Origin of the sequence: Microbacterium stercoris, from assembly GCF_017592545.1 — a bacterium.
Taxonomy (GTDB): domain Bacteria; phylum Actinomycetota; class Actinomycetes; order Actinomycetales; family Microbacteriaceae; genus Microbacterium; species Microbacterium stercoris.
On sequence record NZ_JAGFOA010000001.1, the window covers coordinates 60,940 to 85,715 of the forward strand.

The window sequence follows — 24,776 nt, forward strand, 5'->3', positions numbered from 1 at the left end:
CGCCTCGCTTTCGTCGTGCGAGCGCCGCGAGTCGAAGTGCACTTACGCCCGCGGGCGGCTCGGCGCGTTTCGACTCGGTCGCAAGCTCCCTCGCTCAACGAACGATGGGAGGGGAGCGTTCGGACTGCGCACTCACCCTCCCGCTCGTTGAGCGAGCGCAGCGAGTCGAAACGCCCTCACCCCCGCGGGCAGCTCGGTGCGTTTCGAACGAAAGAGGGGAGGGGAGCGATCGAGCCGCGCACTGATCACCCTCCCGCTCGTTGAGCGAGCGGAGCGATTCGAAACACCCTCCTCCCCACGGGCAGCGCGGCGCGTTTCGAACGAGGGAGGGGAGGGGAGCGACCGAACCGCGCACTGATCACCCTCCCGCTCGTCGAGCGAGCGGAGCGAGTCGAAACGCCCTCATCCCCACGGGCGGCTCGGCGCGTTCCGAACGAGAGGAGGGGCCCGATCGAAGCGGGCACTCACCTTCCCGCTCGTTGAGCGAGCGCAGCGAGTCGAAACGCCCTCACCCCCGGGCGGCAGCTCAGCGCGTTTCGACTCGGTCGCAAGCTCCCTCGCTCAACGAACGAGAGGAGGAAGCCCGCTACGCACTCGAGTCGGGCGTAAGCCGCCTCACTCAACGCCTTTCGCCGCGGCGTCCGTTTCACGTGAAACATCCGCACGCCAGAGCGCCGCAGCACCCGCAACCCACCCCAAAAGCCGAGGGCCGGTGTTTCACTTGAAACACCGGCCCTCAAGACAAGAAAGGCGTGTCAGCCGCGCACCGTGGCGCGCACAACGCGCGTCTCCTCGCCGAGAACGCCCTCGCCGAGCACCTCGACGCGGACATCCGACAGCTTGTACTTGCGAATCGCCTTCGCCGCCGCCTCGATCTCAGCCGGAGCACCCGAGCCCTTCAGCAGGATCAGTTCACCGCCGTCGCGCACGAGGGGTGCGGTCCACGGCAGCAGGGTCCGCAGAGCCGAGACCGCGCGCGCAGTCACCGCGTCGAGCACACCCTCGTACCGGCCTGCGTCCTCAGCGCGAGCGCGCTCGACGATCACGTTGTCGAGCCCGAGAGCCTCGACCTGCTCCTCCAGCCAGGCGACCCGGCGCTCCATGGGCTCGATGAGAACCCAGCGGATGTCCGGACGCGCGATGGCGAGCACCAGACCGGGAAGGCCGGCCCCCGAACCCACATCGCCCACCGTTCCCCCGGCGGGGAACAGGGGAGCGGCGATCGCGCTGTTCAGGATGTGCCGGGTCCACAGTCGCGGCACCTCAAGCGGGCCGATGAGCCCGCGCTCCTCGCCGTGCTCGGCCAGTGCACGCGTGAACTGGCGGGCCAGCTCGATGCGGTCGCCGAAGAGCTCGGCCGCGGCCGAAGGCTCCTGCTCGAGCTCAGCCACGTCGGATGACGGTGTGACGGTCGGCTCCGTCGCCATACGACTCGGAGACGAGGCCGCGCTCAGCCACGATGTCGTGGATGAGCTTGCGCTCGTAGCTCGACATCGCGGGCAGCGACGCCTGCGAGGCGCCCTCATCGAGGCGCGAGACCGCCGCGTCCACGAGCTTCTCCAGCTGCGCCCGGCGAGCATCGCGCGACCCGTCGACGTCCAGGATCAGGCGCGAGAAGCGGCCCGTCTTCGCCTGCACAGCGAGCCGCGTGAGCTCCTGCAGGGCCTGCACCGTGTCGGGGTCGGCCAGCACACCGAGCGAGTCGTCATCCGACTCGACCGAGACGTACGCGCGGCCCTGCTTGACGTCGAGCGTCAGGTCGCCGTCGATGTCGGCGATGTCCAGCAGGCCCTCGACGTAGTCGGCGGCGATGTCGCCCTCAGCCTCGAGCTCGGCCTGGGTGGGCGCGTCACCGGTGACGGGAGTGGTGCTCATGTGATGTCCTCGAGAATCCAGAATGCCTGATCAGAAGGTATTACTTGGCCGGGGTGCCCGCAGCGCCGGAGTCACCGTCGTGCGGTCGCTGCCCCTGCTTCTTCGCGCGCTGCTTGCTCATCGGCTGCTGGCGCTTGGGCTGCTGCGCCTTGCGCTTCTCGTTCTCCTCGAGCAGGCGCTGCTGCTCGGCCTCGTACACGGCCATCGGCACGATCTTGCCCTTGGAGTCGAGCGCCTTGCCCTTGCGCGCCAGACGCTCCTCGCGGGCCTTCGCGGCCTCCGATCCGGGCGTCGGCATCTCGCGGATCACGATGAACTGCTGCACCATCGTCCAGATGTTGGAGAAGAACCAGTACATAACGACGCCGAGCGGGAAGAAGACGCCCGAGAAGATGAAGCCCAGCGGCAGGATGTAGAGCATCACGCGCTGCATCTGGTAGGCCTGGCCGGTCTTGGCCTCGGGGGAGAGGTTCTTCGAGATGATCTGCAGCTGAGTGTAGAACTGCGACGCGATCATCAGGATGACCAGCACAACGAGGATGATGATCGTCGCGGTCTGGCCGGCGCTCCACGCCTCACCAAGGGTCTGGTGGAAGGGCGCGATCTCGAACAGCTTCGAGTCGTTGAACTGCTTGGTGAGCTCGGCGTTGAGCAGGCCGACGCCGCCGACGCCCTGCTGCGCGTGGTGCTTCACGTCGGAGAGCGTGTAGTACATCGAGAAGAAGATGGGCATCTGCACCAGCAGCGGCCAGCAGCCCGACAGCGGGCTCGATCCGTGCTTCTTGTACAGCGCCATGGTCTCGCGGCTCATGGCCTCGCGAGAGAGCTGGTCGCGCTTGCCCTTGTAGCGATCCTGGATCTTGCGGATCTCAGGAGCGAGCTCCATCATCGCGCGCTGGCTCTTGATCTGGCGCACGAACAGCGGCACAAGCGCGCCGCGCACCACCAGGACGACACCCAGGATGGACAGCATCCAGGTGACACCGCCGGTCGCGGACAGTCCGAGCGACGTGAACAGCCAGTGCCAGCCGACGAGGATGGCCTCAACGGCCCACTTCAGGGGCCAGAGGATGATTCCGAAGAAATCCACGAGTGGATCAGTCCTTTCGAAGGGGCACGACGAAGCCGTGAGGGGTGAGGTCGTAGCGGAAGGCTCGGTGCGGACGGACATCGTCCTCGCCACCGGCCGCCCAGGGATGGCAGCGCGCGATCCGCGCGGCGGAGAGCGCGGATCCCTTCACGAGCCCGTGCTGCTGCACGGCCGTGACCGCGTAGGCGGAGCAGGAGGGGTAGTAGCGGCACACATCGCCGTAGAGCGGGGAGATCACGGCGCGGTAGCCGTGCAGCATCGCGATCCCCGCGTTGCGGGGCGCGAGCAGAGCGGCCGTGAGCGCGTCGGAGACCCCGGATACAGAAAAGCGCGCTGTCCCGGACGCCGAAGCAGGCAGCACGCTCACTTCGGCTCCCTCCGGTCGCTCGATGCATCGATAGCTCGAGCGGCCCGTCGGGCGAGACAGCGCGTCACTTCTGCGCGCAGATCCTGATACGTCGCCGTCGCGGAGGACGGCAGGGCGCGGATCACCACGTCGGCTCCCTCGCGGACGTCGGGAAGCGCCTCGGCGCAGATGGCCTTGAGGCGCCGGCGCACCGTGTTGCGTGTGACCGCGTTGCCCACGGCCTTGCTCACGATGAAGCCGAACCGCGCGGCGCGCGGTTCGGCTGTCAACACGACGTGCGTCACCGAGTTCGCACCCGCGCACCGAGCGCCCCTGCGGACGACGAACCTGTAGTCGTCGCCGCGGGTGAGGCGTCTCGGCCGCGCGAGCACGGTCCAGCGGGAAGCCGGAGCTGCGGCTTAGGCCGACAGCTCGGCGCGGCCCTTGCCGCGGCGGGCGGCGAGGATCGCGCGGCCGGCACGCGTGCGCATGCGAGCGCGGAAGCCGTGCTTCTTGGCGCGACGACGGTTGTTGGGCTGGAAGGTGCGCTTGCTCATGGAATCACTCCGGAGAAGATGTCACCGGGATCGATACTGCCGGAGACGGTTGGGATGGTATGGGAATGCCGAGAAGGCATAAGTCAACCGACCTAGGTTACGTCTGGGCGCGTGATTCACGCAAACCGGCCCGACAACCTGACAGTATCTCCACAGCCCACGCGCCCCGTCGGGAGGGACACGCTCCCGCGACGCGGGAATCGCATCCGGATCCGATCTGCTCGTTTGCCGATGCGCGATCCGGCGACTAGCGTTGCACGAGTTATCCACAGGCCCGGGCCCCCGAATGGCGCGGCTGCACCCCGTAACAGGAGGATGCCCTGTGGATGGATGATGACTTCTCAGGGGGACCCATGACCACGCCCGATGTCCCGGTCTGGCGGGCGGTGCTCGCGGAGCTTGAACACGACGCCCGCGTCACGCCGCAGCTGCGCGGATTCCTGAGTCTGACAGTGGCCGAGGGCGTGATGGGCGGCACCCTCTATCTCGCGGTGCAGAACGACCTCACCAGCCAGCAGATCTCGAAGCGACTGCGCGAGCCGATCATGGACGCCCTCGCGAAGGTCGGCGGCGACGCCCAGTCGTTCCGCGTCACGGTCAACCCGGATCTGTCGGACACGGCCCCTGCCGCCCCTCTCGCGGCCGCCGAGACGCCGGCCGCTCAGCAGGTCCCGCAGCGACCCGTCGAGTCGCCGGCGGAGTCGAACACCCCCAGCCGCAACGACACGCGCCTGAACCCGAAGTACACCTTCGACAACTTCGTGATCGGCCAGTCCAACCGCTTCGCGCACGCCGCCGCGGTGGCGGTGGCCGAGGCGCCGGCGAAGGCCTACAACCCCCTCTTCATCTACGGGGACTCCGGCCTCGGCAAGACCCACCTGCTGCACGCGATCGGCGATTATGCGCAGAGCCTGTTCGCGGGCGTCCGGGTTCGCTACGTGTCGAGCGAGGAGTTCACCAACGACTTCATCAACTCGATCGCGAACAACCGCGGCGCCGCGTTCAACGCGCGCTATCGCGACGTCGACATCCTGCTGATCGATGACATCCAGTTCCTGCAGGGGAAGGCCGAGACCCAGGAGGCCTTCTTCCACACGTTCAACACCCTGCACGACCACGACAAGCAGGTCGTGATCACGTCGGATGTCGCCCCCAAACTGCTCACCGGCTTCGAGGACCGCATGCGCAGCCGTTTCGAGTGGGGCCTCATCACCGACGTGCAGGCGCCCGACCTCGAGACGCGCATCGCGATCCTGCGCAAGAAGGCCGCCTCCGAGCGCCTCTACATCCCCGACGACGTCGTGGAGTACATCGCCACCGTCGTCTCCACGAACATCCGCGAGCTGGAGGGCGCCCTGATCCGCGTCTCGGCCTTCGCCAACCTCAATCGGTCGGATGTCGATGTGCAGCTCGCGCAGAACGTGCTGCGGGACATCGTGGATCAGACCGAGGACAACGTCATCTCGGAGAACGACATCATCACGGCGACCGCGGCCTACTTCAAGCTGACGGTCGACGACCTGTACGGATCCAGCCGCTCGCAGGCGGTCGCACAGGCCCGTCAGATCGCCATGTACCTGTGTCGTGAGCGCACCAACCTCTCGCTGCCGAAGATCGGCCAGCTGTTCGGCGGTCGCGACCACACCACCGTCATGTACGCGTATCGCAAGATCAGCGACCTGATGAAGGAGCGCCGCTCGCTCTACAACCAGGTCACCGAGATCACCACGCAGCTCGGTCGCCGCTGACCGCATCGTCTTCCAGGGCCGCTCCTCCATACGGATGAGCGGCCCTTCGCGTTGCCCGGGTCCCTGAGGCGCCATTCACGCGGCCCTGGCGTGTATGCCGTCAGGGTGCTCGTTTCGCGCCGCCATCTATGCCCTGAAACGTTCTTGACACGCCGGAGCGGACGGCTCTATAAGGGTTCTCCCCATGTGGAAAGTGCTGTGGATAACTGTGGAGACCCGCCGGTGACCATGTGAACGACATGCGGGCGGGGTGTGGAGACGCCTGTCAGCACGGCAGACGACACCCGGTCGCCGTCCACGTCGCGTCCGCACCAGATCCACAAGTCACAGAGATGTAGTTCCTTAGAAATCACAAGGATCCACAGAGTTATCCACATTTTCCACAGGGGCTACTACGACTACAGAACAACAAGTTTCCGCAGGGCTCCCCGATGACCTTCACGGGCCGTCGGCCCCGAATCACACGATTCCGGGGCGGGGGCTAGCATGGGATTCCCACGGGCGCTGAGGTCCGTGACGATTGTTGTGATTCGAGGGGAAGCACCCGTGAAGTTCCACGTGAACCGTGACGTCTTCAGCGAGGCAGTGTCGTTCGTCGTCAAGCTGCTGCCCCAGCGCAACCCTCAGCCGATCCTCGCGGGCGTGCTCATCGAGGCCACCGCCGACGGACAGCTCGCGCTATCGGCCTTCGACTACGAGGCCTCCGCTCGCACGACGATCGAGGCCACGATCGACGAGCCCGGCACGATCCTGGTGCACGGCCGTCTGCTCTCGGACATCGCCAGCCGCCTGCCGAACGCTCCGATCCAGATGACGACCGAGGACGACGGCAACATCGCCCTCACGTGCGGCTCCGCGCGCTTCGCGCTCGCGTCGATGCCGGTCGAGGAATACCCCGCGATCCCCGAGGTCACCGGCGAGTCCGGCCTCGTTCCGGCCGACGACTTCGCCACCGCGATCTCGCAGGTCGCCTTCGCGGCCTCGCGTGACGACGTCACCCCGGTGCTCACCGGCGTCCAGCTCGAGGTCGCGGGCCAGCAGCTCAGCCTCGTCGCCACCGACCGCTATCGCGTTGCGCTGCGCGACATCGACTGGGACGGCGGCCAGGAGGAGGCCCACGCGCTCGTTCCGGCGCGCACCCTGACCGAGGTCGGCAAGACCTTCTCGCACGGCGGCAACATCTCCATCGCGTTCTCCGGATCGGGTGACCGCGAGATCATCGCGTTCACGGCGGGCAACAAGACCGTGACGTCGCTGCTGATCAAGGGCAACTTCCCGCCGGTCCGTCGCCTCTTCCCCGCGCAGACCGACCACTACGCGGTCGTCAGCACGGCCGACCTCACCGAGGCCGTGCGTCGTGTGGCCCTCGTGCTCGACCGCTCGGCGCCGCTGCGTTTCAGCTTCACGACCTCCTCGGTGACGATGGACGCCTCGGGAGGCGACCAGGCGCGCGCGTCCGAGTCGGTCGATGCCCACCTCCAGGGCGAGGACGTCACGCTGGGCCTCAACCCGCAGTACCTGCTCGAGTCGCTCTCGGCGGTGAAGAGCGAGTTCGTGCGCATCACGTTCACCTCGAGCGACAACGCGAACAAGCTCAGCCCCGTGCTGATCACGAGCCAGACGTCGGTCGACCAGGCCGGCCAGGACTCGTTCAAGTACCTGCTGCAGCCCAACCTGCTGCTGCGCTGAGACTCGGCGTATCGCGGGAGGCGAGACGGCGACGACTCGGCTGCTCCTCCTTCGCTCACCGACCGGAAGGACCGCGCTTCGCGCGCAGCTGTCATGTACGTCGAGCACCTCTCGCTGAAGGACTTCCGCAACTACGCGGAGGCCGAGCTCGCGCTCGGGCGCGGGGCGAATGTGCTGGTGGGCCGCAACGGTCAGGGCAAGACGAATCTCGCCGAGGCCATCGCGTACCTCGCCACGCTCGGCTCGCACCGGGTGTCCGCCGACGCGCCGCTGGTGCGCGAGGGCTGCTCGGCCGCTTTCGTGCGAGCCCGGCTCGCCCACGGCGAGCGTCGGGTGACCCTCGAGCTGCAGATCAACAAGCAGGGCTCGAACAAGGCCCGGATCGGGGGTTCTCCCGTCCGCACGAACGAGCTTCCCCGCTATGCGCAGGTGGTGCTCTTCGCGCCGGAGGATCTCCAGATCGTTCGCGGCGATCCCTCCTCGCGGCGCCGCTTCGCCGATCAGCTGCTGGTGCAGCGCACGCCGCGCATGTCCGCCGTGCTCGCCGACTACGACCGCACGCTGCGTCAGCGCACCGCGTTGCTGAAGTCGGCCCGCGCCCGCGGCATGAAGGCGCAGAGCCTTCCGACGCTCGACGTGTGGGACGACAAGCTCGTCTCGCTCGGCTCCGAGATCATCGACGCGCGCACCCGGCTGGCGCAGGATCTCGCGCGCCCGGTCGCCGAGGCGTACGCGGCGATCGCGGGCGAGGATCACCGCCCCGAGCTCGAATGGGCGCTCTCGATCCGCGGCGGCGATCCGGAAGACGGCGACGACCACCAGGAGAGCGGATCCGGATCGACCGCAGAGCTGTTCCGCGCGGCGCTCGCCGACAAGCGCGCGGCGGAGCTCGACCGGGGGCTGACGCTCGTGGGCCCGCATCGCGACGACCTGATCCTGCGCGTGCGCGGCCTGCCGGTGAAGGGCTACGCGTCGCATGGCGAGTCGTGGTCGGTCGCGCTCTCGCTGCGCCTGGCGTCGGCCGAGCTGCTGCGGGCGGAGTCGCCGGGCGGGGATCCGGTGCTCATCCTCGACGATGTCTTCGCCGAGCTCGACGCCGACCGCCGCGCGCGCCTGGCCGGGGTGGTGTCGGGGTACGAGCAGGTCATCGTGACGGCGGCCGTCGCCGGCGACATCCCCGAGGCCCTGCGCGAGAACGCCGTCCGCATCGACGCGGGCCGGGTGCTGGGACCGCTGAGCGAGCATCCGCTGGAGCCCTCGGATGTCTCGACTCGCCTCGCTGCCTCGACGAGCGATCGGGATGAGGAGCACGGCGCATGAGCGACGGCGGCCTCCCCGAGACGATCGCGACCTACCTGCGACTGCGCGGCCTCGAGCCCAGCCGGCGCGCGAAGTGGCAGAAGAAGAAGCGCGACCGCGACGACGATGACAAGCAGCCGTTCACTCCCGGACGGGATCCCGGATCCCTCGGAGATGCGCTGGATGTGCTCACGCGAGCCAACGGCTGGGAGAAGCAGCTGTCGCGCGAGGACCTGGTGCGCCAGTGGGAGGACGTCGCCGGCGCGGAGACCGCGCAGCACTCCAGCCCCGTGTCGTTGAACGAGGGCATGCTCACGATCCAGTGCGACTCGACGGCGTGGGCCAAGAACCTCTCGTACATGCGCGCGCAGATCCTGACGCAGATCATCACGAGCTACCCCGAGGCCGGCGTCTCGTCGGTGCGTTTCGTGGGGCCGGACGTCCCCACCTGGAAATGGGGTCCCAGATCGATTCCAGGGCGCGGTCCGCGCGATACCTACGGCTGATCCATCTCCGGGGATGTCCGGGTCGTTTTTCTCGCCTCAGAGGGCCCGCTGCGCCCAGGGGAGAGGGGCTGTCTTGATAGGATGGCGGTGCACCCGACTGAAGATGTGGAGCACCCCCTCAGATGACGATCGACAACCCCCAGGACCCGCAGAGCGCGCCCGAAGAAGCCGTGCAGGCATCCGGTTCGGACGACTCGAAGAAGGTCAGCGGAGAATACGGCGCTGACAACATCCAGGTCCTGGAGGGACTCGAGGCGGTGCGCAAGCGCCCCGGCATGTACATCGGCTCGACGGGACCTCGCGGTCTGCATCACCTCGTGTACGAGATCGTCGACAACTCGGTCGACGAGCACCTCGCCGGCTACTGCGACACCATCAAGGTCACGCTCCTGAAGGACGGCGGCCTGCGCTGCGTCGACAACGGCCGTGGCATCCCCGTGGCCATGCACAAGACCGAGGGCAAGTCGACGCTCGAGGTCGTGCTGACGGTGCTGCACGCCGGCGGAAAGTTCGGCGGCGGCGGATACGCGGTCTCGGGCGGTCTGCACGGCGTCGGCTCGTCGGTGGTCAACGCCCTCTCGACCCGCCTCGACGCGGTCGTCAAGCGCGACGGCTACGAGTGGCGCCAGTCGTTCGAGAACGGCGGCACGCCGACCGGCCCGATCCAGCAGGGCGCCGAGACCGAAGAGACCGGCACCACCATCACCTTCTGGCCCGACGGCGAGATCTTCACCGAGACCCTCGACTTCGACTACGAGGTGCTGCGCACGCGCTTCCAGCAGACGGCGTTCCTCAACAAGGGTCTGCGGATCGAGCTCTACGACGAGCGCGAGGACGCCACCGAGGAGGTGGCGAAGGAGGACGGCTCGACCGAGATGGTCCAGCGCCACAACGTCTTCCACTACGAGCGCGGCCTCGTCGACTACGTCGAGTACCTGAACAAGGTGCGCAAGACCGACCACGTCAACGAGGAGATCATCGTCCTCGAGCAGGAGCAGGCCGACGGCCGGATGTCGGTCGAGATCGCCATGCAGTGGACCACCTCGTACAGCGAGAACGTCTTCACCTACGCGAACATGATCAACACCCACGAGGGCGGCACGCACGAAGAGGGCTTCCGCGCCGCGCTGACGACGCTCGTCAACAAGTACGCGCGCGCCAACAACATCATCAAGGAGAAGGACGACAACCTCACGGGCGATGACGTCCGCGAGGGTCTCACCGCCGTCATCTCGGTCAAGCTGTCCGAGCCGCAGTTCGAGGGCCAGACCAAGACCAAGCTCGGCAACACCGAGGCGAAGGCGTTTGTGCAGAAGGTCGTGGGAGATCAGCTCGCCGACTGGTTCGAGCGCAACCCGCAGCAGGCCAAGAACGTGATCCGCAAGGCGATCGACGCGGCCACCGCGCGCATGGCGGCCCGCAAGGCCCGCGAGACGGCGCGCCGCAAGAGCGTCTTCGAGTCGGCCGCGATGCCCGACAAGCTCAAGGACTGCACGTCGAAGGATCCGTCGATCTCCGAGATCTTCCTCGTCGAGGGCGACTCGGCCGGCGGCTCGGCCGTCGGCGGCCGCGACCCGCACACGCAGGCGATCCTGGCGCTGCGTGGCAAGATCCTGAACGTCGAGCGCGCGCGCATCGACAAGGCCCTGGGCAACAAGGAGGTCCAGGCCATGATCCAGGCTTTCGGCACGGGCATCGGCCCGGAGTTCGACATCGACAAGGCCCGGTACCACAAGATCGTGCTGATGACCGATGCCGACGTCGACGGCCAGCACATCACGACGCTGCTGCTGACGCTGCTGTTCCGCTACATGCGCGGTCTCGTCGAGGCCGGTTTCGTCTACCTGGCGATGCCCCCGCTCTACCGCCTGAAGTGGACGAACGCCGCACACGAGTACGTCTACAGCGACCGTGAGCGCGACGCGCTCCTGAAGGAGGGCGCGGCCGCCGGCAAGCGCATCCCCAAGGAGGCGGGCATCCAGCGCTACAAGGGTCTCGGCGAGATGAACGACCACGAGCTGTGGGACACGACGATGAACCCCGAGACGCGGACGCTGCGTCAGGTCACCATCGACGACGCCGCCGCAGCCGACGAGATCTTCTCGGTGCTGATGGGTGAGGACGTCGAGTCGCGACGCTCGTTCATCCAGCGCAATGCGAAGGACGTGAGATTCCTCGACATCTGATGACTCTGTCGACGCGCAGCGAGACGCCACCCGGTCGTCGAGCGAGCGAAGCGAGACGAGACGTCGCAAGCCGACCTCACGAACTGATCTGAGACGAAGAGAACATGACTGACGAGAACAACGACGAGCAGCGCCCCGACGCGAACGCGGCCCACAACCACGGCCGCATCGACCAGGTCGACCTGCAGTCGGAGATGCAGCGCAGCTACCTCGACTACGCGATGAGCGTCATCGTCGGGCGCGCGCTGCCCGACGTGCGCGACGGCCTCAAGCCCGTGCACCGCCGCGTCGTCTACGCGATGTACGACGGCGGCTACCGTCCCGACAAGAAGTTCTCGAAGTGCGCCCGCGTCGTCGGCGAGGTCATGGGTCAGTACCACCCGCACGGCGACTCGGCGATCTACGACGCCCTCGTGCGCCTCGTGCAGCCGTGGTCGCTGCGCTACCCGCTGGCACAGGGGCAGGGAAACTTCGGCTCGCCCGGCAACCAGGGCGCGGCCGCCCCGCGTTACACCGAGACCAAGATGGCTCAGCTCGCGCTCGAGATGGTGCGCGACATCGAGCAGGACACGGTCGACTTCCACGACAACTACGACGGCGAGACGCAGGAGCCGACCGTTCTGCCGGCCCGCTTCCCGAACCTGCTGGTCAACGGATCCGTCGGCATCGCGGTCGGCATGGCCACGAACATCCCGCCGCACAACCTGCGCGAGGTCGCCGACGGCGCGCTGTTCGCGCTGGAGAACCCCGAGCTGCCCCGCGAGGAGCTGCTCGACGGCCTGATGCAGCGCATCCCGGCCCCCGATTTCCCGACCGGCGCGCAGATCCTCGGCACCAAGGGCGTGCACGAGGCGTATCGCACCGGACGCGGATCCATCACGATGCGCGCGGTCGTCGAGATCGAGGAGATCCAGGGCCGCACGTGCCTCGTGATCACCGAGCTGCCGTACCAGGTGAACCCCGACAACCTCGCGGTGAAGATCGGCGAGCTCGCCCGCGAGGGCAAGGTCACCGGCATCGCCGACATCCGCGACGAGACCTCGGGTCGCACCGGTCAGCGCCTCGTCGTTGTGCTCAAGCGCGACGCGGTGGCGAAGGTCGTGCTCAACAACCTCTACAAGCACACCGAGCTGCAGACGAACTTCGGCGCGAACATGCTCGCGATCGTCGACGGCGTGCCGCGCACGCTCTCGCTCGACGGTTTCATCGGATACTGGATCGCCCACCAGCTCGAGGTCATCGTGCGTCGCACGAAGTTCCGCCTGCGCAAGGCGGAGGAGCGGATGCACATCCTGCGTGCGCTGCTGAAGGCCCTCGACGCGCTCGACGAGGTCATCGCGCTGATCCGCCGCTCGCCGACCGTCGACGAGGCCCGCGAGGGACTGAAGTCGCTGCTGGACATCGACGACATCCAGGCCGAGGCGATCCTGACGATGCAGCTGCGTCGTCTCGCGGCCCTCGAGCGTCAGAAGATCATCGACGAGGCCACCGACCTCGAGGCGCAGATCGCCGAGTTCAAGGCGATCATCGCCGACGAGATGCGTCAGCGCGCGATCATCCGCGAGGAGCTCACCGAGATCGTGTCGCGCTTCGGCGACGAGCGCCGCACGCACATCCTCCACGGCTTCGACGGCGACGTGTCCATGGAGGACCTCATCGCCGAGGAGGACATGGTCGTCACGGTCACGCGCGAGGGCTACGTCAAGCGCACCCGCAGCGACAACTACCGCTCGCAGCGACGCGGTGGCAAGGGCGTGAAGGGCGCGCAGCTGCGCGCCGACGACGTGGTCGAGCACTTCTTCGTCACCACCACGCATCACTGGCTGCTGTTCTTCACGACGAAGGGCCGCGTCTACCGCACCAAGACGTATGAGCTGCCCGAGGCCGGCCGCGATGCGAAGGGCATGCACGTGGCGAACCTGCTCGCGCTGCAGCCGGATGAGCAGATCGCGCAGATCATCGAGCTCAAGAACTACGAGGCGGCCGAGAACCTCGTGCTCGTCACGAAGTCGGGTCTGGTGAAGAAGACGCGCCTCGCCGAGTACGACTCGAACCGTCAGGGCGGGATCATCGCCATCAAGCTGCGCGAGGACGACGAGCTCGTCTCGGCGCTGCTGGTGAACGCGACCGACGACATCCTGATGATCAGCCGCGGTGGCCAGTCGCTGCGCTTCTCGGCGACCGATGAGGCCCTGCGCCCGCTCGGTCGCTCGACCAGCGGCGTCAAGGGCATGTCGTTCCGTGAGGGCGATCACCTGCTGTCGGCGTCGGTCGTCACCGACGAGGGCTACGTCTTCGTCGTGACCGAGGGCGGCTTCGCCAAGCGCACCGCCGTCACCGAGTACCGCGTGCAGGGCCGAGGCGGTCTCGGCATCAAGGTGGCGAAGCTGTCGGATGAGCGCGGCGGGCTCGCGGGCGGTCTGATCGTCTCCGAGGACGACGAGGTGCTCGTGGTTCTCGCCAAGGGCAAGGTGGTACGCTCGGCCGTCGCCGAGGTCCCTGCCAAGGGCCGCGACACCATGGGCGTGCTCTTCGCGCGACCTGACAAGGACGACCGCATCCTCGCCATCGCACGCAACACCGAGCGCGCCGTGGCTGCGGACGACGAGAACGACGGCGAATCCACGGACGAGTCCGCGCCCGAGACCCCCGGAGAGAACGCATGAGCACGGTAGCCGACAAGCTCGCCAAGAAGTCGACCCACAAGTCGAGCTCCAAGCAGGTGCGCCTGCGCCTCGTCTATGTGGACTTCTGGTCGTCCGTGAAGCTGTCGTTCCTCGCGGCGGTGGCGCTGGCGATCGTGACCTTCGTGTCGTTCTTCCTGATCTACATGGTCGTGCAGACGACGGGCCTCATCGCCAAGGCGGATGAGTTCTTCAAGAGCTTCACCGACGGCAGCATCGCGATCTCGCAGCTGATCGGTCTGCCGCAGGTGATGGCGTTCGCGACCGTGGTGGCGATCCTGAACCTGGTGGTCGTGACCGTGCTCGGTGCGGTCATCGCGGGCATCTACAACCTCGCGGTGAAGGTCACGGGCGGACTGCTCGTCGGCTTCACCTCGAACTGACCCGCCCGGGACGTCGCCCCGATTCGCGAACCCCTCACGGATCGGGTAAAGTCTTTGAGGTTGAGGGCGCAAGCCCGAGGCCCACGGGGGTATAGCTCAGGCGGTTAGAGCGCTTCACTGATAATGAAGAGGTCCCAAGTTCAAGTCTTGGTACCCCCACCAGAAAAGCCCCTCGCGAAAGCGAGGGGCTTTCTCGTTGCCCGGTCGGCCCATGGCGCGGCTCGCAGGTCTCCGCACCTGAGTGCTCGGCGTGAAAGGCCACCTCGAGACGCATGTAAACTCATTCAGGTTCACCCGAACGCGGGGCCTTAGCTCAGTTGGTAGAGCGCCTGCTTTGCAAGCAGGATGTCAGGAGTTCGAATCTCCTAGGCTCCACAGACACCCCTGGTCAGTCCAGGGGTTTTGTTTTTTCGCAGGCTGGCGTGCGGACGGGCACGTCGTCACCGGGCGACGCGGTCAATCGGCGTGCTTCGGGGTGAGCCAGACGGTGATCGCCAGTCCGAGTGCGCCGCCGATGAGCTGGGCGATGACGAAGCCCGGCGCGGAGGCGGGGGCGATACCCGCGAAGGTGTCGGAGAACATCCGGCCGATCGTGATGGCGGGGTTGGCGAAGCTCGTCGACGCCGTGAAGAAGTATGCGGCGCCGATGTAGGCGCCCACCGCGACCGGAGCGAGCGCACCACGGCCGGTGCGGGCCAGCACGAAGATCACGAGCACGAGGCCGGCGGTCGCGATGATCTCCGAGAGCAGGTGGGCCGGCGTCGCGCGCTCTGTGGTGCTCCACGCGATCGGCGCCGCGAACATCGCGTTCGCCAGGATCGCGCCGGCGATGCACCCCACGATCTGCGCGGCGGCGAAGGGGGCGACCCTGCGCCACGCGCGCGTCAGGAACGCGTCGGCGAGCGTCACCACGGGGTTGAAGTGCGCCCCGGAGATCGGCTGCAGCAGCAGGATGAGCACGCCGAGGCCGAGTGCCGTCGCGAAGGCGTTCTCGAGCAGCTGCAGCCCGACGTCATCCGGCGACAGGCGCTGCGCCATGATTCCCGAACCGATCACGACGGCCGCGAGCAGGAGGCTGCCCAGGAACTCCGCGGTGAGCGGGCGCAGGGTCTCGGTGCGATCCATAGATCGCAGTCTATATGTTGAGTGAGCGGAGGCCCTGCCCGAGGGTCGACCCTTGCCCGTGCGGCGGCCTCAGCCGCGCAGCACGTCGGCGATGCGGTCGAGTGCACCCGGAACGAGCGCGTAGTAGGCCCACGTTCCGCGCTTGCTGCGGGTGAGGAATCCGGCTTCGGTGAGCACACGCAGGTGGTGAGAGACGGTGGGCTGGGCCAGGCCCAGCGGCTCCTGCAGGTCGCAGACGCAGGCCTCCGATCCCTCGCTCGCGGCCACGAGCGACAGCAGGCGCAGGCGTGCCGGATCGCCGAGGGCCTTCATCGTGCGCGCGAGATCTTCGGCGTCGCTCTGGCCGAGCGGCTCGCGGGTGAGCGGCGCGCAGCAGGCGGAGGGCTGGATGATCTCGAGCTGAGCGGGCATACATTGATGGTAGTCGATATTGACAGACATCGATAGAGGGCGCAGACTTCCTGATTGTGACCACGCTCACCGAACTCGCCCCGTCCCGCCCCGCCGCCGGCGACCGCCTCTCGGCGCTTCCCGTCGCCATCATCGGCGCCGGCCCCGTCGGCCTCGCCGCTGCCGCTCACCTGCACGAGCGCGGCATCCCGTTCGTGGTGTTCGAGCGCGGCGCCGTCGTCGGCGCGGCCGTGCGCCAATGGGGCCACACACGCCTCTTCTCGCCGTGGGAGCACCTGGTCGACGATGCTGCCGCGCGCCTGCTCGCCGGCACCGGCTGGGAGGCACCCGTCGCCGGTCGCGCGCCCAGCGGATCCGAGCTCATCGACGAGTACGTGGCGCCCCTTGCCGCGCATCCGGCGATCGCCCCGGCGATCCGGTCGGGTGTCGAGGTGGTGGCCGTCACGCGCGAGGGGATGGACCGCACCCGCACGGCGGGCCGCGCAGCGGCGCCGTTCGCCCTGCGCCTGCGGTTGGCTGACGGCGCGGTCGTCGACGAGACGGCCCGCGCCGTGATCGACGCGTCGGGCACCTGGGGGCAGGCGAACCCGCTCGGATCAGGCGGTCTCGAGCCGCTCGGGTGGGAGGACGTGGCCGACCGCGTGCTGCCCGCGCTGCCGGACGTGCTGGGCGCCGATCGCGAGCGCTTCGCAGGACGCCACACCACCGTGGTCGGGGCGGGTCATTCCGCGGCGAATACGCTGCTCGCGCTCTCGAGGCTCGCGGAGGACGAGCCGGGCACCCGCGTCTCCTGGCTCATCCGTGGCGCCGCCGCTCAGCGCATCTCGACCGACGGCGACGAGCTGCCCGACCGCGGATCGCTCGGCACGCGACTGCAGCGCCGGGTGCGCGACGGGCGGATCGCGCAGGTCGACCGCTTCGAGATCCTGCGGGCCGAGAGCACCGGCGACGGCGTGCGCCTGCAGGGCCGCCGCGGGGGAGAGGTGGCGACGCATGACACCGACCTCGTGGTGGTGGCGACCGGCTTCCGCCCCGAGCTCGGCATGCTCCGCGAGCTGCGGCTCGACCTCGACGAGGTGGTCGAGGCACCGCGCGCGCTGGCACCCCTCATCGATCCGAACGAGCACTCCTGCGGCACCGTGCGGCCGCACGGCTACCGCGAGCTCACGCATCCGGAGCAGGGCTTCTTCATCGTCGGCATGAAGAGCTACGGCCGTGCGCCGACCTTCCTGCTGAAGACGGGATACGAGCAGGTGCGCTCGGTGGTGGCCTGGCTCGCGGGCGACAGCGCCGCGGCGGAGCGCGTCGAACTTGTGCTGCCCGAGACCGGTGTGTGCTCGACGTCGTCGGGCGACGGCGGCGACTGCTGCGGCCCGGTCGTGGCGAAGAGCCCGCAGCCCATCACCCTGCAGGCGCCGGCCGGCCTGACGCTCCTTCCGCTCGCCGGAGCCTCCGCGGGTGGATCCTGCGGGGTCGACTCCGCCGACGGCTGCTGCGGATGATCCGGATCCGTCCCCTCAGCCCCGGCGACTGGCCCGCTGTCGAGCGCATCTACCGCGAGGGGATCGCCACTGGCGAAGCCACCTTCGAGACCGAGCCGCCCACCTGGGAGGCCTTCGACGCGGGCAAGCTGCCGGAGCTGCGGATCGTCGCGGTCGACGGCGACGACGTGCTCGGCTGGGCGGCGGCCTCTCGCGTCTCGACGCGTGAGGCGTACCGCGGCGTGATCGAGCACTCGGTATATGTGGCCGGGGCCGCACGCGGCCGGGGTGTCGGGCGGCTGCTGCTCCACGCGCTCGTGGAGGCCGCGGACGCGCAGGGATTCTGGACCATCCAGTCGGCGATCTTCCCCGAGAACACCGCCAGCCTGCGGCTGCACGCGGCCGCCGGATTCCGGGAGGTCGGCCGGCGCGAGCGCATCGCCCGCGCGCAGCTCGGCCCGCGCGCGGGAGAGTGGCGCGACACGATCCTGCTCGAGCGTCGCCGCGCCGACGACTGAGTCGCGCTTCCCTGAGCCGCGTGCCCTGCTTCGCGTGGAGCGAGAACCGGTCCGGCACGCGGACATAGACTCGGATCTATGGGTTCCCCGGCCGCTCTCGCGACGATCGCGGATCCGACGCGCGCGCGGATCCTGAGTCTTCTGCTGGGCGCGCCGGAGGGGCGGCTGCGCGTCGGCGAGCTCGCGGAGGCGATCGGCCTGCGCCAGCCGACCGTGAGCTACCACCTGCGCCTGCTGCTCGAGGACGGCGTCGTCACGCGCACGCAGGAAGGGCGAAACGCCTGGTTCGCCGTGGCCGCCGAGCGCGAGAACGAGCTGCGTGCCGTGCTCGGTGGCGAGGGCGACAGCGCGCCGGATCTCGAGCGCATCGTGGCGGATCTGACGACGCGTTTCCGGGGGACGTTCGGCCCCGAGACCATCGACGCGTACGTGCGCGAGAGCCTCTCGCTGCTGTCGCGCGACGCGGTTCCGAAGCAGCTCGCCAGTCGCACCGCGGCCTTCGCCGCCGAGCGACTCGAAGCGCTCGCGCGGGCGGACAGCCCGACCCGCGAGAAGCCCGAGGTGCTGTTCGTGTGCGTGCAGAACGCCGGTCGTTCGCAGATCGCCTCGGCCATCCTGCGTCACCTCGCGGGCGACCGGGTGGTTGTGCGCAGCGCCGGATCCATGCCCGCGCTCGAGATGCGCTCGACGATCGCGACCGCGCTCGACGAGATCGGCGTGCCCCAGGGGTCCGAGTTCCCGAAGCCGCTGACCGACGAGGCCGTGCGCGCGGCGGATGTCGTGATCACCATGGGCTGCGGCGACGCGTGCCCGATCTACCCGGGTCGGCGCTATCTCGACTGGGATCTCGAGGATCCGAAGGGTCTGCCGCTTGAGCGCGTGCGCCCCATCCGTGACGAGATCGAGCGCCGGGTGCGCGGTCTGCTCGACGAGCTGCTGGATTAATACATAGATCCTGATCTATGCTTTTGGGTATCCGACCGAAGGAGACCCCATGAGCGCCACGCCCACCGTCCTGTTCGTCTGCGTCCACAACGCCGGCCGCTCGCAGATGGCCGCCGGCTGGCTGCAGCACCTCGCGGGCGAGCGCGTCGAGGTGCTCTCGGCGGGCTCGGCGCCGAAGGACGAGATCAACCCCGTCGCCGTCGAGGCCATGGCTGAGGCCGGCATCGACATCTCCGCCAACACTCCCAAGGTGCTCACGGTGGATGCCGTGCGCGAGTCGGATGTGGTCATCACGATGGGCTGCGGCGACGCGTGCCCGATCTTCCCGGGCAAGCGCTACGAGGACTGGCAGCTCGACGACCCGGCCGGCCAGGGCATCGAGGCCGTGCGCCCGATCCGCGATGAGATCAAGGCGCGCGTGGAGGCCCTCCTGGCCGAGATCGCTCCGGCGACCCAGTCGGCCTGATCCGTTCACCCCTGCGCAACCCGCGGTGCCTAGCGTGAGCGTGACGAGCGGGGGATGCCGTGGTGGGAGACGCCCCTCGGGAACACACACCGAGCGGATCCGGATCACAGGGAGTGCGCGAGAGCACATCCCCGTGGATGTCCGGTGACGGCGACGATGTGACGCCGGTGGCGCCTGCCGCGCCCGAGCCGTGGCAGCCGTGGCGCCTGGCGGCGTTGAGCCTTGGTCAGGTGGTCAGCTGGGGCATCCTGTTCTACGCGATGATCGTCGCCGCGCCCGTGGTCGCGGAGGACACCGGATGGCCGCTGGCGCTCGTGACGGCGCTCTTCTCGGCGGGGCTCGTGGCCTCGGCGATCGCGGGCGTGCCGGTCGGGCGCTGGCTCGACGCCAAGGGGCCGCGCGGCGTGATGACCCTCGGCAGCGTGCTCGGTGCGGCAGGCCTGATCGTGGTGGCCGGCGCCCCGGAGCCGTGGCTGTTCGGGCTCGGCTGGGTCGTCGCCGGCACCGCCCAGGCGGCGACGCTGTACCAGGCCGCGTTCACGGTGCTGGCTCGCCGATACGACCTGCGTCGCCGCGGGGCCATGACGATCCTCACACTCGCGGGCGGGCTGGCATCGACGATCTTCGCGCCGATCGTCGCGGGCCTGCTGTCGGTCATCGACTGGCGCTCGACGTTCGTGGTGCTGGCGGGTGTGCTGGCGGTCGTCACGGTGCCGTTGCACTGGTTCACACTCGAGCGGCGATGGCCGCCGCTGCTCCCGACGGCGGTCGCAGAGGTCGGTCCGGGCGTGCGCGCGGTGCTGCGCAGCCGACGGTTCTGGGCCCTCGAGGGCGGCACGCTGCTGCTCGTCGCCGCGCTGTACATGGTGACCCTCTCGGTGATCCCCCTGTATTCCGAGAAGGGCATGGATTACGGGCTGGCCGCCTGGGCGCTCGGCCTTCTCGGCGCGGGGCAGGTCGCCGGACGGCTGCTGTACGTCGCGATCCCGCGCACGTCGGCGCCGCGGGTGCCGCTGGTCGCGACGGCGGCGACCGGCGCGGTGGCGCTCGCATTGATGGCCCTCACCCCCGGACCCACCTGGCTGCTCATCGCGCTGGCCATCGTCGCCGGCGCCGTGCGCGGAGCCCAGACGCTCGTGCAGGGTTCCGCGGTCATCGAACGCTGGGGCGCCGCGACCTACGGGTCGCTCAATGGCGTCTACGCCGCTCCGATCACGATCGTCGCCGCGCTCGGGCCCGCACTGGGGCCGATGGCCGCCGCAGCCGTGGGCGGATACGGCGTGATGGCGCTGATCGCGTCGGGATGTGCGCTGCTCGCGATCGTCTTCGCACGGGCATCCTGACCGCTGTCAACCCCCGTGCGTGATCCGGCGGCCGTTCGTAGCGTGGTTGTCCTACGGAAGGAGTCGCACATGGGATTCGATGACAAGGTCAAGAACACCGCGCAGGACCTGTCCGGCAAGGTGAAGGAAGGTGTCGGTGACGCGACCGACAACGAGCGTCTCGAAGCCGAGGGCAAGGCCGACCAGGCCGGTGCCCATGTGAAGCAGGCTGGCGAGCACGTCAAGGACGCTGTCAAGGACGCCACCGACGGCCACTGACCGACCGCAGAAGGCGGGCCACCCGAGAGGGTCGCCCGCCTTCTGGCTGTTCCGGATCAGGATCGGCGCGCTCCGAGCGCAACCGCACCGGCGAGCACCGCGAGGCCCGCCGTGCCGAGGAAGAGCCATGAGAAGCCGCCCGTGAGGGCCTGTGCCTCGGCGACCCCGGCGGCGCCGAGCGCCTCCGTCCGCATGGTCGCCACCGCGGCGAGCACCGCGAGGCCGAGCGCTCCGCCGATCTGCTGGCTCGTGTTCACGAGGCCGCCGGCAAGGCCCGCCTCGCCGCCCTCGACACCGTCCACCGCGAGCTGGGTCGTGGTGACGAACGCACCGCCCATGCCCACGCCGATCAGCAGGCTCGGGCCGAGCAGGTGCGCGACGAAGTCCGCGTCGGCCGGCGCGAAGGCGAGCCACACCAGCCCACCCGCGAGCATCACGAGCGAGCCGGCGAGGGTCATCCGCGCTCCGGCCTTTGCGATGAGGCTCGGCACCACGCCCGCGGCGACAACGAGCGCGCCGGCGAGCGGCAGCTGGCTCAGGCCGGTCGTGAGCGCGTCGTAGTGCAGCACGGCCTGCATGTAGACCGACAGCGCGAAGAACAGCGCCACCATCGCCGCACCGACCAGCAGCATCACGACGTTGCCGACCGTCAGATTCCGATTGCGGAAGACAGCGAGCGGCACGAGCGGATCGGATGCGCGCCGCTCGACCGCGACGAACACGGCCCCGAGTACGGCGGCGAGGAGACCCAGGCCCCAGACCACGGGGTGCGCGAGCCCGAACTGCTCGATCGCGCTCGCGGCGCCCACCGCGGCCAGGAGCGCGCCGGTGATCGAGGCGGCGCCCGGCAGGTCGAGACGGGACGGTGCCGTGGCGCCATCACGCGTGATGAGGAGCGGGATCGCGATGAGCACGACCGCACCCACCGGCACGTTCACGAAGAAGACCGACTGCCATCCGAGGCTCGCGGTGAGCACGCCACCGAGCAGCACGCCCGCGGCCGACCCGATGCCGGCGACGGCGCCCCAGACGCCCAGCGCCTTGGCGCGCTCGCCCGCGACGGGGAACAGGTGTGTGAGCAGCGCGAGCGCCGCCGGGGCGAGCAGAGCTGCCGAGGCGCCCTGCACGGCGCGGGACGCCAGAAGCATCTCCGCTCCGACCGAGAGGCCGGCCGCCGCCGAGGCCGCGACGAACCCGGCCGTGCCGATCAGGAACACCCGGCGGTGGCCGTAGCGGTCGGCGAGACGCCCGCCGAGCAGCATCAGGCTGCCGAAGGCGAGCACATAGGCGGTGATGACCCAGGCGAGCGCCGTGGTGTCCATCCGCAGCTGCGCGCCGAGCACGGGCAGGGCGATGTTGACGATGGAGGCATCCAGCACCACGAGGAACTGGGCGAGGGCCAGCACGCCGAGGGCCAGCCAACGGCGTGGCGAGCGCGCGTGCGCCTGGGTCGAGGGGGAGGCGAGAAGGGTCATGCGCTTCTTCCTTTCAGATGGAGAGTGATTCAACACTCACTCTTGAGGTCAAAAGAGAACCCGCGCGACGCGGGTGCTCGGGATGGGTTGGATCAGTCGGGGTGGCGGATGCCGCGGGTCAGCAGCTGCGCCCACGGCTCGGGGATCTCTTCGAGACCGACCGTGACGATGAGATGGCAGAGCTGCCCGTAGGCGACGAATCGCTGCACGGCCTCGTCTGAGGCGCCCGAGCGATCCTTCGCGAACGTGGTGATGCGCGCGAGACCGGCGCGCAGGGCGGATCCGATCTCCGGAACGTCGGCGACCGACTGCGCGTGCACCTGCAGCATCAGCAGCGCGCGGTCCTGGATGAGATGCGCGTACGCATCGCCCATCGCGTCGAGCACATCGTCGGCGCCCGGTGATGCGGCGGCATCCGCGCCCTCTGCGACGGCCTCGAGGATGCGATCGAAGCAGAGCTCGAGCGCCGCGACGAACAGGGCCTCCTTGCGGGGGAACAGCTTGAACGCGTACGCGGGGGAGATCTTCGCCTCGGCCGCGACGTCGGCGACCGTCGTCGCGTGCAGGCCGCGCTCGGCGAACCGGCGCAGCGCGGCGTCCGTGACGACGGGTCGCCGTTGCTCGGCGGTGGAGAGGACGGATCCGCGGGGGCTCATGAGAGTGACTGTACACTCACTCATCGAGTCGGTGCAACCGAGGATCGTGACGCCCCGGGGATGCAGTACGCCAACGTAAGACGCCGAAGATCGCCGATCCGCCCCGAGATGCCCGATTCGACTAGCCCTGGAGGGGGTCTAGACCGGCTTTCGCCGGTTGGTGAAGTACCAGACAGTTACGCACACGTCAGTGGCGATCAAGAACAGCAACGAGGCGTTCGCGGCGATCCACATCAGATGCGCATTCGGCAACATCGACGATGGGTCATATCCGGCGCCCGACTCCACCCCGTTGATTGTTGCGGCGTCTGCGATGTTCCAAAAGAAATAGAACGCGATCAGTGCGGTGTTCAGGAGGAGGAGCGCGATCGCTCCCAGAATCGTTGCGATGGTGCCCAGCGGGAGACTCTGCGTTCGTCGCGTTTCGGGGCGTGCTTCCGTTGCACTCATGAGTGATGAATCCTCCGTATCCGCGGCTGGGAAGCTTCGAATCTGTGACCACTCTTGCACATTGCGTAGCTCATGGCCGCGGCCACGGTCCCGACCGGGTCGGCAGCTCTGGCGACACGAAGCAGAAAAGCTCAGCGCCTCGCGGAAAAGCTTGAGTAGGAAGCAGCCAAGCTGGAAAGGACGGTCCAGAATTTGCGAGATTAACCACCGAAAGGCACTGGCGCCGCATAAATACGCACGTCATTTGTTCCTCCCGCGGACTGATCATTCCCGTCGCGGAGAAAGCTGCTGCCCGAGTGCTGTATGCACCGCTCCACCTCCTTGGAACCGGGGGACCGTCCTGTGGGTCTTCAGGGGCTGCTCCGCCCTCGTTCGAAGAGCCGGCAGGCTCACTAGGCTGTCCCCATGGATATGCGCGTCGCGGCCTACTGCGTCATCGTCGACGATGAGGATCGGCTGCTGCTGACGCGGTGGATCGAGGGCCGCGTTCCCGCGTGGTCGCTTCCCGGCGGTGGGCTCGAGCCCGGCGAGGATCCGGCCGACGCGGCGGTGCGCGAGGTCTGGGAGGAGAGCGGCTACAAGGTGCGGCTCGACGGCATCCTGGGTGTCGACTCTCGCGTGGTGCCCGCTCGCAAGCGCCTCGCTCAGGGCGCAACCGGCCCGCTGCACACCCTGCGCCTCGTCTACAAGGCCACGATCGTGGGCGGCGAGCTCACGCATGAGGTCGACGGATCGAGCGACATGGCCGAGTGGATCCCGCTGTCGAAGGTGCACGGGATCGAGCGCGTGTCGCTCGTCGACGCCGCCCTGACACTCGCCGGACTGAAGCACTGAACGGAGCATCCATGTACAACCGCCTGCTGCTCGTCAACGGCCCGAATCTCAACCTGCTCGGCACGCGCGAGCCCGAGATCTATGGGCGCGAGACGCTCGACGACGTCTTCGCCCTGGCGAGGGCGACCGCCAAGGAGGTCGGTTTCGACCTTCGCGCCTTCCAGTCGAACCACGAGGGCGCGCTGATCGATGTGATCCACGAGGCGAGGGCGGATGTCGACGGCATCGTCATCAATCCGGGCGGCCTCACCCACACGTCGGTTGCGCTGCGCGATGCCCTGGCCGGCGTCGAGCTGCCGTTCGTCGAGGTGCACATCTCGAACGTTCACGCGCGCGAGGCCTTCCGCCACCACTCCTACCTCTCCGACATCGCCTCGGCCGTGATCGTCGGGGCCGGCGTGCAGGGGTACGAGTTCGCCGTGCACCGCCTCGCGACGATCCTGCGCTGATC

26 protein-coding genes and 2 tRNA genes are annotated in these 24,776 nt (G+C 68.6%); 17 read left to right on the top strand and 11 right to left on the bottom strand.

Annotated elements, in window-relative coordinates:
- Positions 1-755: 755 nt before the first annotated feature.
- From rsmG to rpmH, 6 genes are read right to left on the bottom strand one after another with little or no spacing between them, the layout of a single operon-like run.
- Positions 756-1,427: a 16S rRNA (guanine(527)-N(7))-methyltransferase RsmG gene (rsmG, locus tag J5V96_RS00275; protein ID WP_208499268.1), complete on the bottom strand. Its 672-nt coding sequence runs from the start codon at positions 1,425-1,427 to the stop codon at positions 756-758.
- Complete coding sequence (locus tag J5V96_RS00280) at positions 1,384-1,875, bottom strand: Jag family protein (protein WP_208499270.1); 492 nt, start codon at positions 1,873-1,875, stop codon at positions 1,384-1,386. The genes rsmG and J5V96_RS00280 overlap by 44 nt, the downstream gene beginning before the upstream one ends.
- Before the next feature lie 40 nt (positions 1,876-1,915).
- Complete coding sequence (gene yidC / locus J5V96_RS00285) at positions 1,916-2,965, bottom strand: membrane protein insertase YidC (protein WP_307793065.1); 1,050 nt, start codon at positions 2,963-2,965, stop codon at positions 1,916-1,918.
- A gap of 7 nt (positions 2,966-2,972) precedes the next feature.
- Entirely contained in the window at positions 2,973-3,326 is a 354-nt protein-coding gene (gene yidD / locus J5V96_RS00290; protein ID WP_372439925.1) for a membrane protein insertion efficiency factor YidD, read from the bottom strand.
- A gap of 2 nt (positions 3,327-3,328) precedes the next feature.
- The gene (gene rnpA, locus J5V96_RS00295) at positions 3,329-3,703 is read right to left on the bottom strand and encodes a ribonuclease P protein component (protein ID WP_208499274.1); all 375 of its coding nucleotides are present in this window, start codon (positions 3,701-3,703) and stop codon (positions 3,329-3,331) included.
- A 27-nt stretch (positions 3,704-3,730) separates the two neighbouring features.
- Positions 3,731-3,868 (bottom strand): 50S ribosomal protein L34, encoded by a 138-nt coding sequence (gene rpmH / locus J5V96_RS00300; RefSeq protein ID WP_055988770.1) that lies wholly within the window; start codon positions 3,866-3,868, stop codon positions 3,731-3,733.
- Positions 3,869-4,221: 353 nt separating this feature from the next.
- Between rpmH and dnaA the strand changes: the two genes are divergently transcribed.
- The 9 genes from dnaA (at position 4,222) to J5V96_RS00345 (ending at position 14,738) form a co-directional block, all read left to right on the top strand.
- Complete coding sequence (gene dnaA, locus J5V96_RS00305; protein WP_208499276.1) at positions 4,222-5,616, top strand: chromosomal replication initiator protein DnaA; 1,395 nt, start codon at positions 4,222-4,224, stop codon at positions 5,614-5,616.
- A gap of 546 nt (positions 5,617-6,162) precedes the next feature.
- Complete coding sequence (dnaN, locus tag J5V96_RS00310) at positions 6,163-7,305, top strand: DNA polymerase III subunit beta (RefSeq protein WP_208499279.1); 1,143 nt, start codon at positions 6,163-6,165, stop codon at positions 7,303-7,305.
- A gap of 93 nt (positions 7,306-7,398) precedes the next feature.
- Positions 7,399-8,625 carry a DNA replication/repair protein RecF gene (gene recF / locus J5V96_RS00315; protein WP_208499281.1) on the top strand — a complete coding sequence of 409 codons (1,227 nt, stop codon included), beginning with the start codon at positions 7,399-7,401 and terminating at the stop codon, positions 8,623-8,625.
- The gene (locus J5V96_RS00320; protein ID WP_208499283.1) at positions 8,622-9,110 is read left to right on the top strand and encodes a DciA family protein; all 489 of its coding nucleotides are present in this window, start codon (positions 8,622-8,624) and stop codon (positions 9,108-9,110) included. The genes recF and J5V96_RS00320 overlap by 4 nt, the downstream gene beginning before the upstream one ends.
- Positions 9,111-9,232: 122 nt before the next feature.
- Entirely contained in the window at positions 9,233-11,296 is a 2,064-nt protein-coding gene (gene gyrB / locus J5V96_RS00325; RefSeq protein ID WP_208499285.1) for a DNA topoisomerase (ATP-hydrolyzing) subunit B, read from the top strand.
- 104 nt (positions 11,297-11,400) lie between these two features.
- On the top strand, positions 11,401-13,962 hold the full coding sequence (gyrA, locus tag J5V96_RS00330) for a DNA gyrase subunit A (RefSeq protein ID WP_208499287.1): 2,562 nt from the start codon (positions 11,401-11,403) through the stop codon (positions 13,960-13,962).
- Positions 13,959-14,363, top strand: a complete 405-nt coding sequence (locus tag J5V96_RS00335) for a DUF3566 domain-containing protein (protein ID WP_208499289.1) — start codon at positions 13,959-13,961, stop codon at positions 14,361-14,363. Before gyrA ends, J5V96_RS00335 begins: the two co-directional genes overlap by 4 nt.
- Positions 14,364-14,448: 85 nt before the next feature.
- Positions 14,449-14,525 (top strand) — tRNA-Ile (locus J5V96_RS00340).
- Between the two features lie 140 nt (positions 14,526-14,665).
- Positions 14,666-14,738 (top strand) — tRNA-Ala (locus J5V96_RS00345).
- An 81-nt stretch (positions 14,739-14,819) separates the two neighbouring features.
- Here the strand turns inward: J5V96_RS00345 and J5V96_RS00350 are convergent.
- Both J5V96_RS00350 and J5V96_RS00355 read right to left on the bottom strand, forming a co-directional pair.
- A complete protein-coding gene (locus tag J5V96_RS00350) occupies positions 14,820-15,488 on the bottom strand; it encodes an aquaporin (RefSeq protein ID WP_208499291.1) in 669 nt (222 codons plus the stop codon).
- A 69-nt stretch (positions 15,489-15,557) separates the two neighbouring features.
- Positions 15,558-15,899 (bottom strand): ArsR/SmtB family transcription factor, encoded by a 342-nt coding sequence (locus tag J5V96_RS00355; RefSeq protein WP_208499293.1) that lies wholly within the window; start codon positions 15,897-15,899, stop codon positions 15,558-15,560.
- Positions 15,900-15,955: 56 nt separating this feature from the next.
- On the opposite strand from J5V96_RS00355, the gene J5V96_RS00360 reads away from it, so the two are divergent.
- The 6 genes from J5V96_RS00360 (at position 15,956) to J5V96_RS00385 (ending at position 20,910) form a co-directional block, all read left to right on the top strand.
- The gene (locus tag J5V96_RS00360) at positions 15,956-17,401 is read left to right on the top strand and encodes an NAD(P)-binding domain-containing protein (RefSeq protein ID WP_208499295.1); all 1,446 of its coding nucleotides are present in this window, start codon (positions 15,956-15,958) and stop codon (positions 17,399-17,401) included.
- A complete protein-coding gene (locus J5V96_RS00365) occupies positions 17,398-17,898 on the top strand; it encodes a GNAT family N-acetyltransferase (protein WP_208499297.1) in 501 nt (166 codons plus the stop codon). The genes J5V96_RS00360 and J5V96_RS00365 overlap by 4 nt, the downstream gene beginning before the upstream one ends.
- A 78-nt stretch (positions 17,899-17,976) precedes the next feature.
- Positions 17,977-18,843 (top strand): metalloregulator ArsR/SmtB family transcription factor, encoded by an 867-nt coding sequence (locus J5V96_RS00370; RefSeq protein WP_208499298.1) that lies wholly within the window; start codon positions 17,977-17,979, stop codon positions 18,841-18,843.
- 49 nt (positions 18,844-18,892) lie between these two features.
- A complete protein-coding gene (locus tag J5V96_RS00375) occupies positions 18,893-19,309 on the top strand; it encodes an arsenate reductase ArsC (RefSeq protein WP_208499300.1) in 417 nt (138 codons plus the stop codon).
- 113 nt (positions 19,310-19,422) lie between these two features.
- The gene (locus J5V96_RS00380; protein WP_307793067.1) at positions 19,423-20,652 is read left to right on the top strand and encodes an MFS transporter; all 1,230 of its coding nucleotides are present in this window, start codon (positions 19,423-19,425) and stop codon (positions 20,650-20,652) included.
- A gap of 69 nt (positions 20,653-20,721) precedes the next feature.
- Entirely contained in the window at positions 20,722-20,910 is a 189-nt protein-coding gene (locus tag J5V96_RS00385) for a CsbD family protein (protein ID WP_208499302.1), read from the top strand.
- A gap of 56 nt (positions 20,911-20,966) precedes the next feature.
- Here J5V96_RS00385 and J5V96_RS00390 read toward each other — a convergent pair whose 3' ends face one another.
- The 3 genes from J5V96_RS00390 to J5V96_RS00400 form a co-directional block, all read right to left on the bottom strand.
- A complete protein-coding gene (locus J5V96_RS00390; protein ID WP_208499303.1) occupies positions 20,967-22,385 on the bottom strand; it encodes an MFS transporter in 1,419 nt (472 codons plus the stop codon).
- A gap of 92 nt (positions 22,386-22,477) precedes the next feature.
- Positions 22,478-23,041, bottom strand: a complete 564-nt coding sequence (locus J5V96_RS00395) for a TetR/AcrR family transcriptional regulator (RefSeq protein ID WP_208499304.1) — start codon at positions 23,039-23,041, stop codon at positions 22,478-22,480.
- 138 nt (positions 23,042-23,179) lie between these two features.
- The gene (locus J5V96_RS00400) at positions 23,180-23,491 is read right to left on the bottom strand and encodes a hypothetical protein (protein WP_208499305.1); all 312 of its coding nucleotides are present in this window, start codon (positions 23,489-23,491) and stop codon (positions 23,180-23,182) included.
- Between the two features lie 405 nt (positions 23,492-23,896).
- On the opposite strand from J5V96_RS00400, the gene J5V96_RS00405 reads away from it, so the two are divergent.
- Positions 23,897-24,325: an NUDIX hydrolase gene (locus J5V96_RS00405; RefSeq protein ID WP_208499306.1), complete on the top strand. Its 429-nt coding sequence runs from the start codon at positions 23,897-23,899 to the stop codon at positions 24,323-24,325.
- Between the two features lie 11 nt (positions 24,326-24,336).
- Entirely contained in the window at positions 24,337-24,774 is a 438-nt protein-coding gene (aroQ, locus tag J5V96_RS00410) for a type II 3-dehydroquinate dehydratase (RefSeq protein ID WP_208499308.1), read from the top strand.
- The last annotated feature ends 2 nt before the right edge of the window (positions 24,775-24,776 follow it).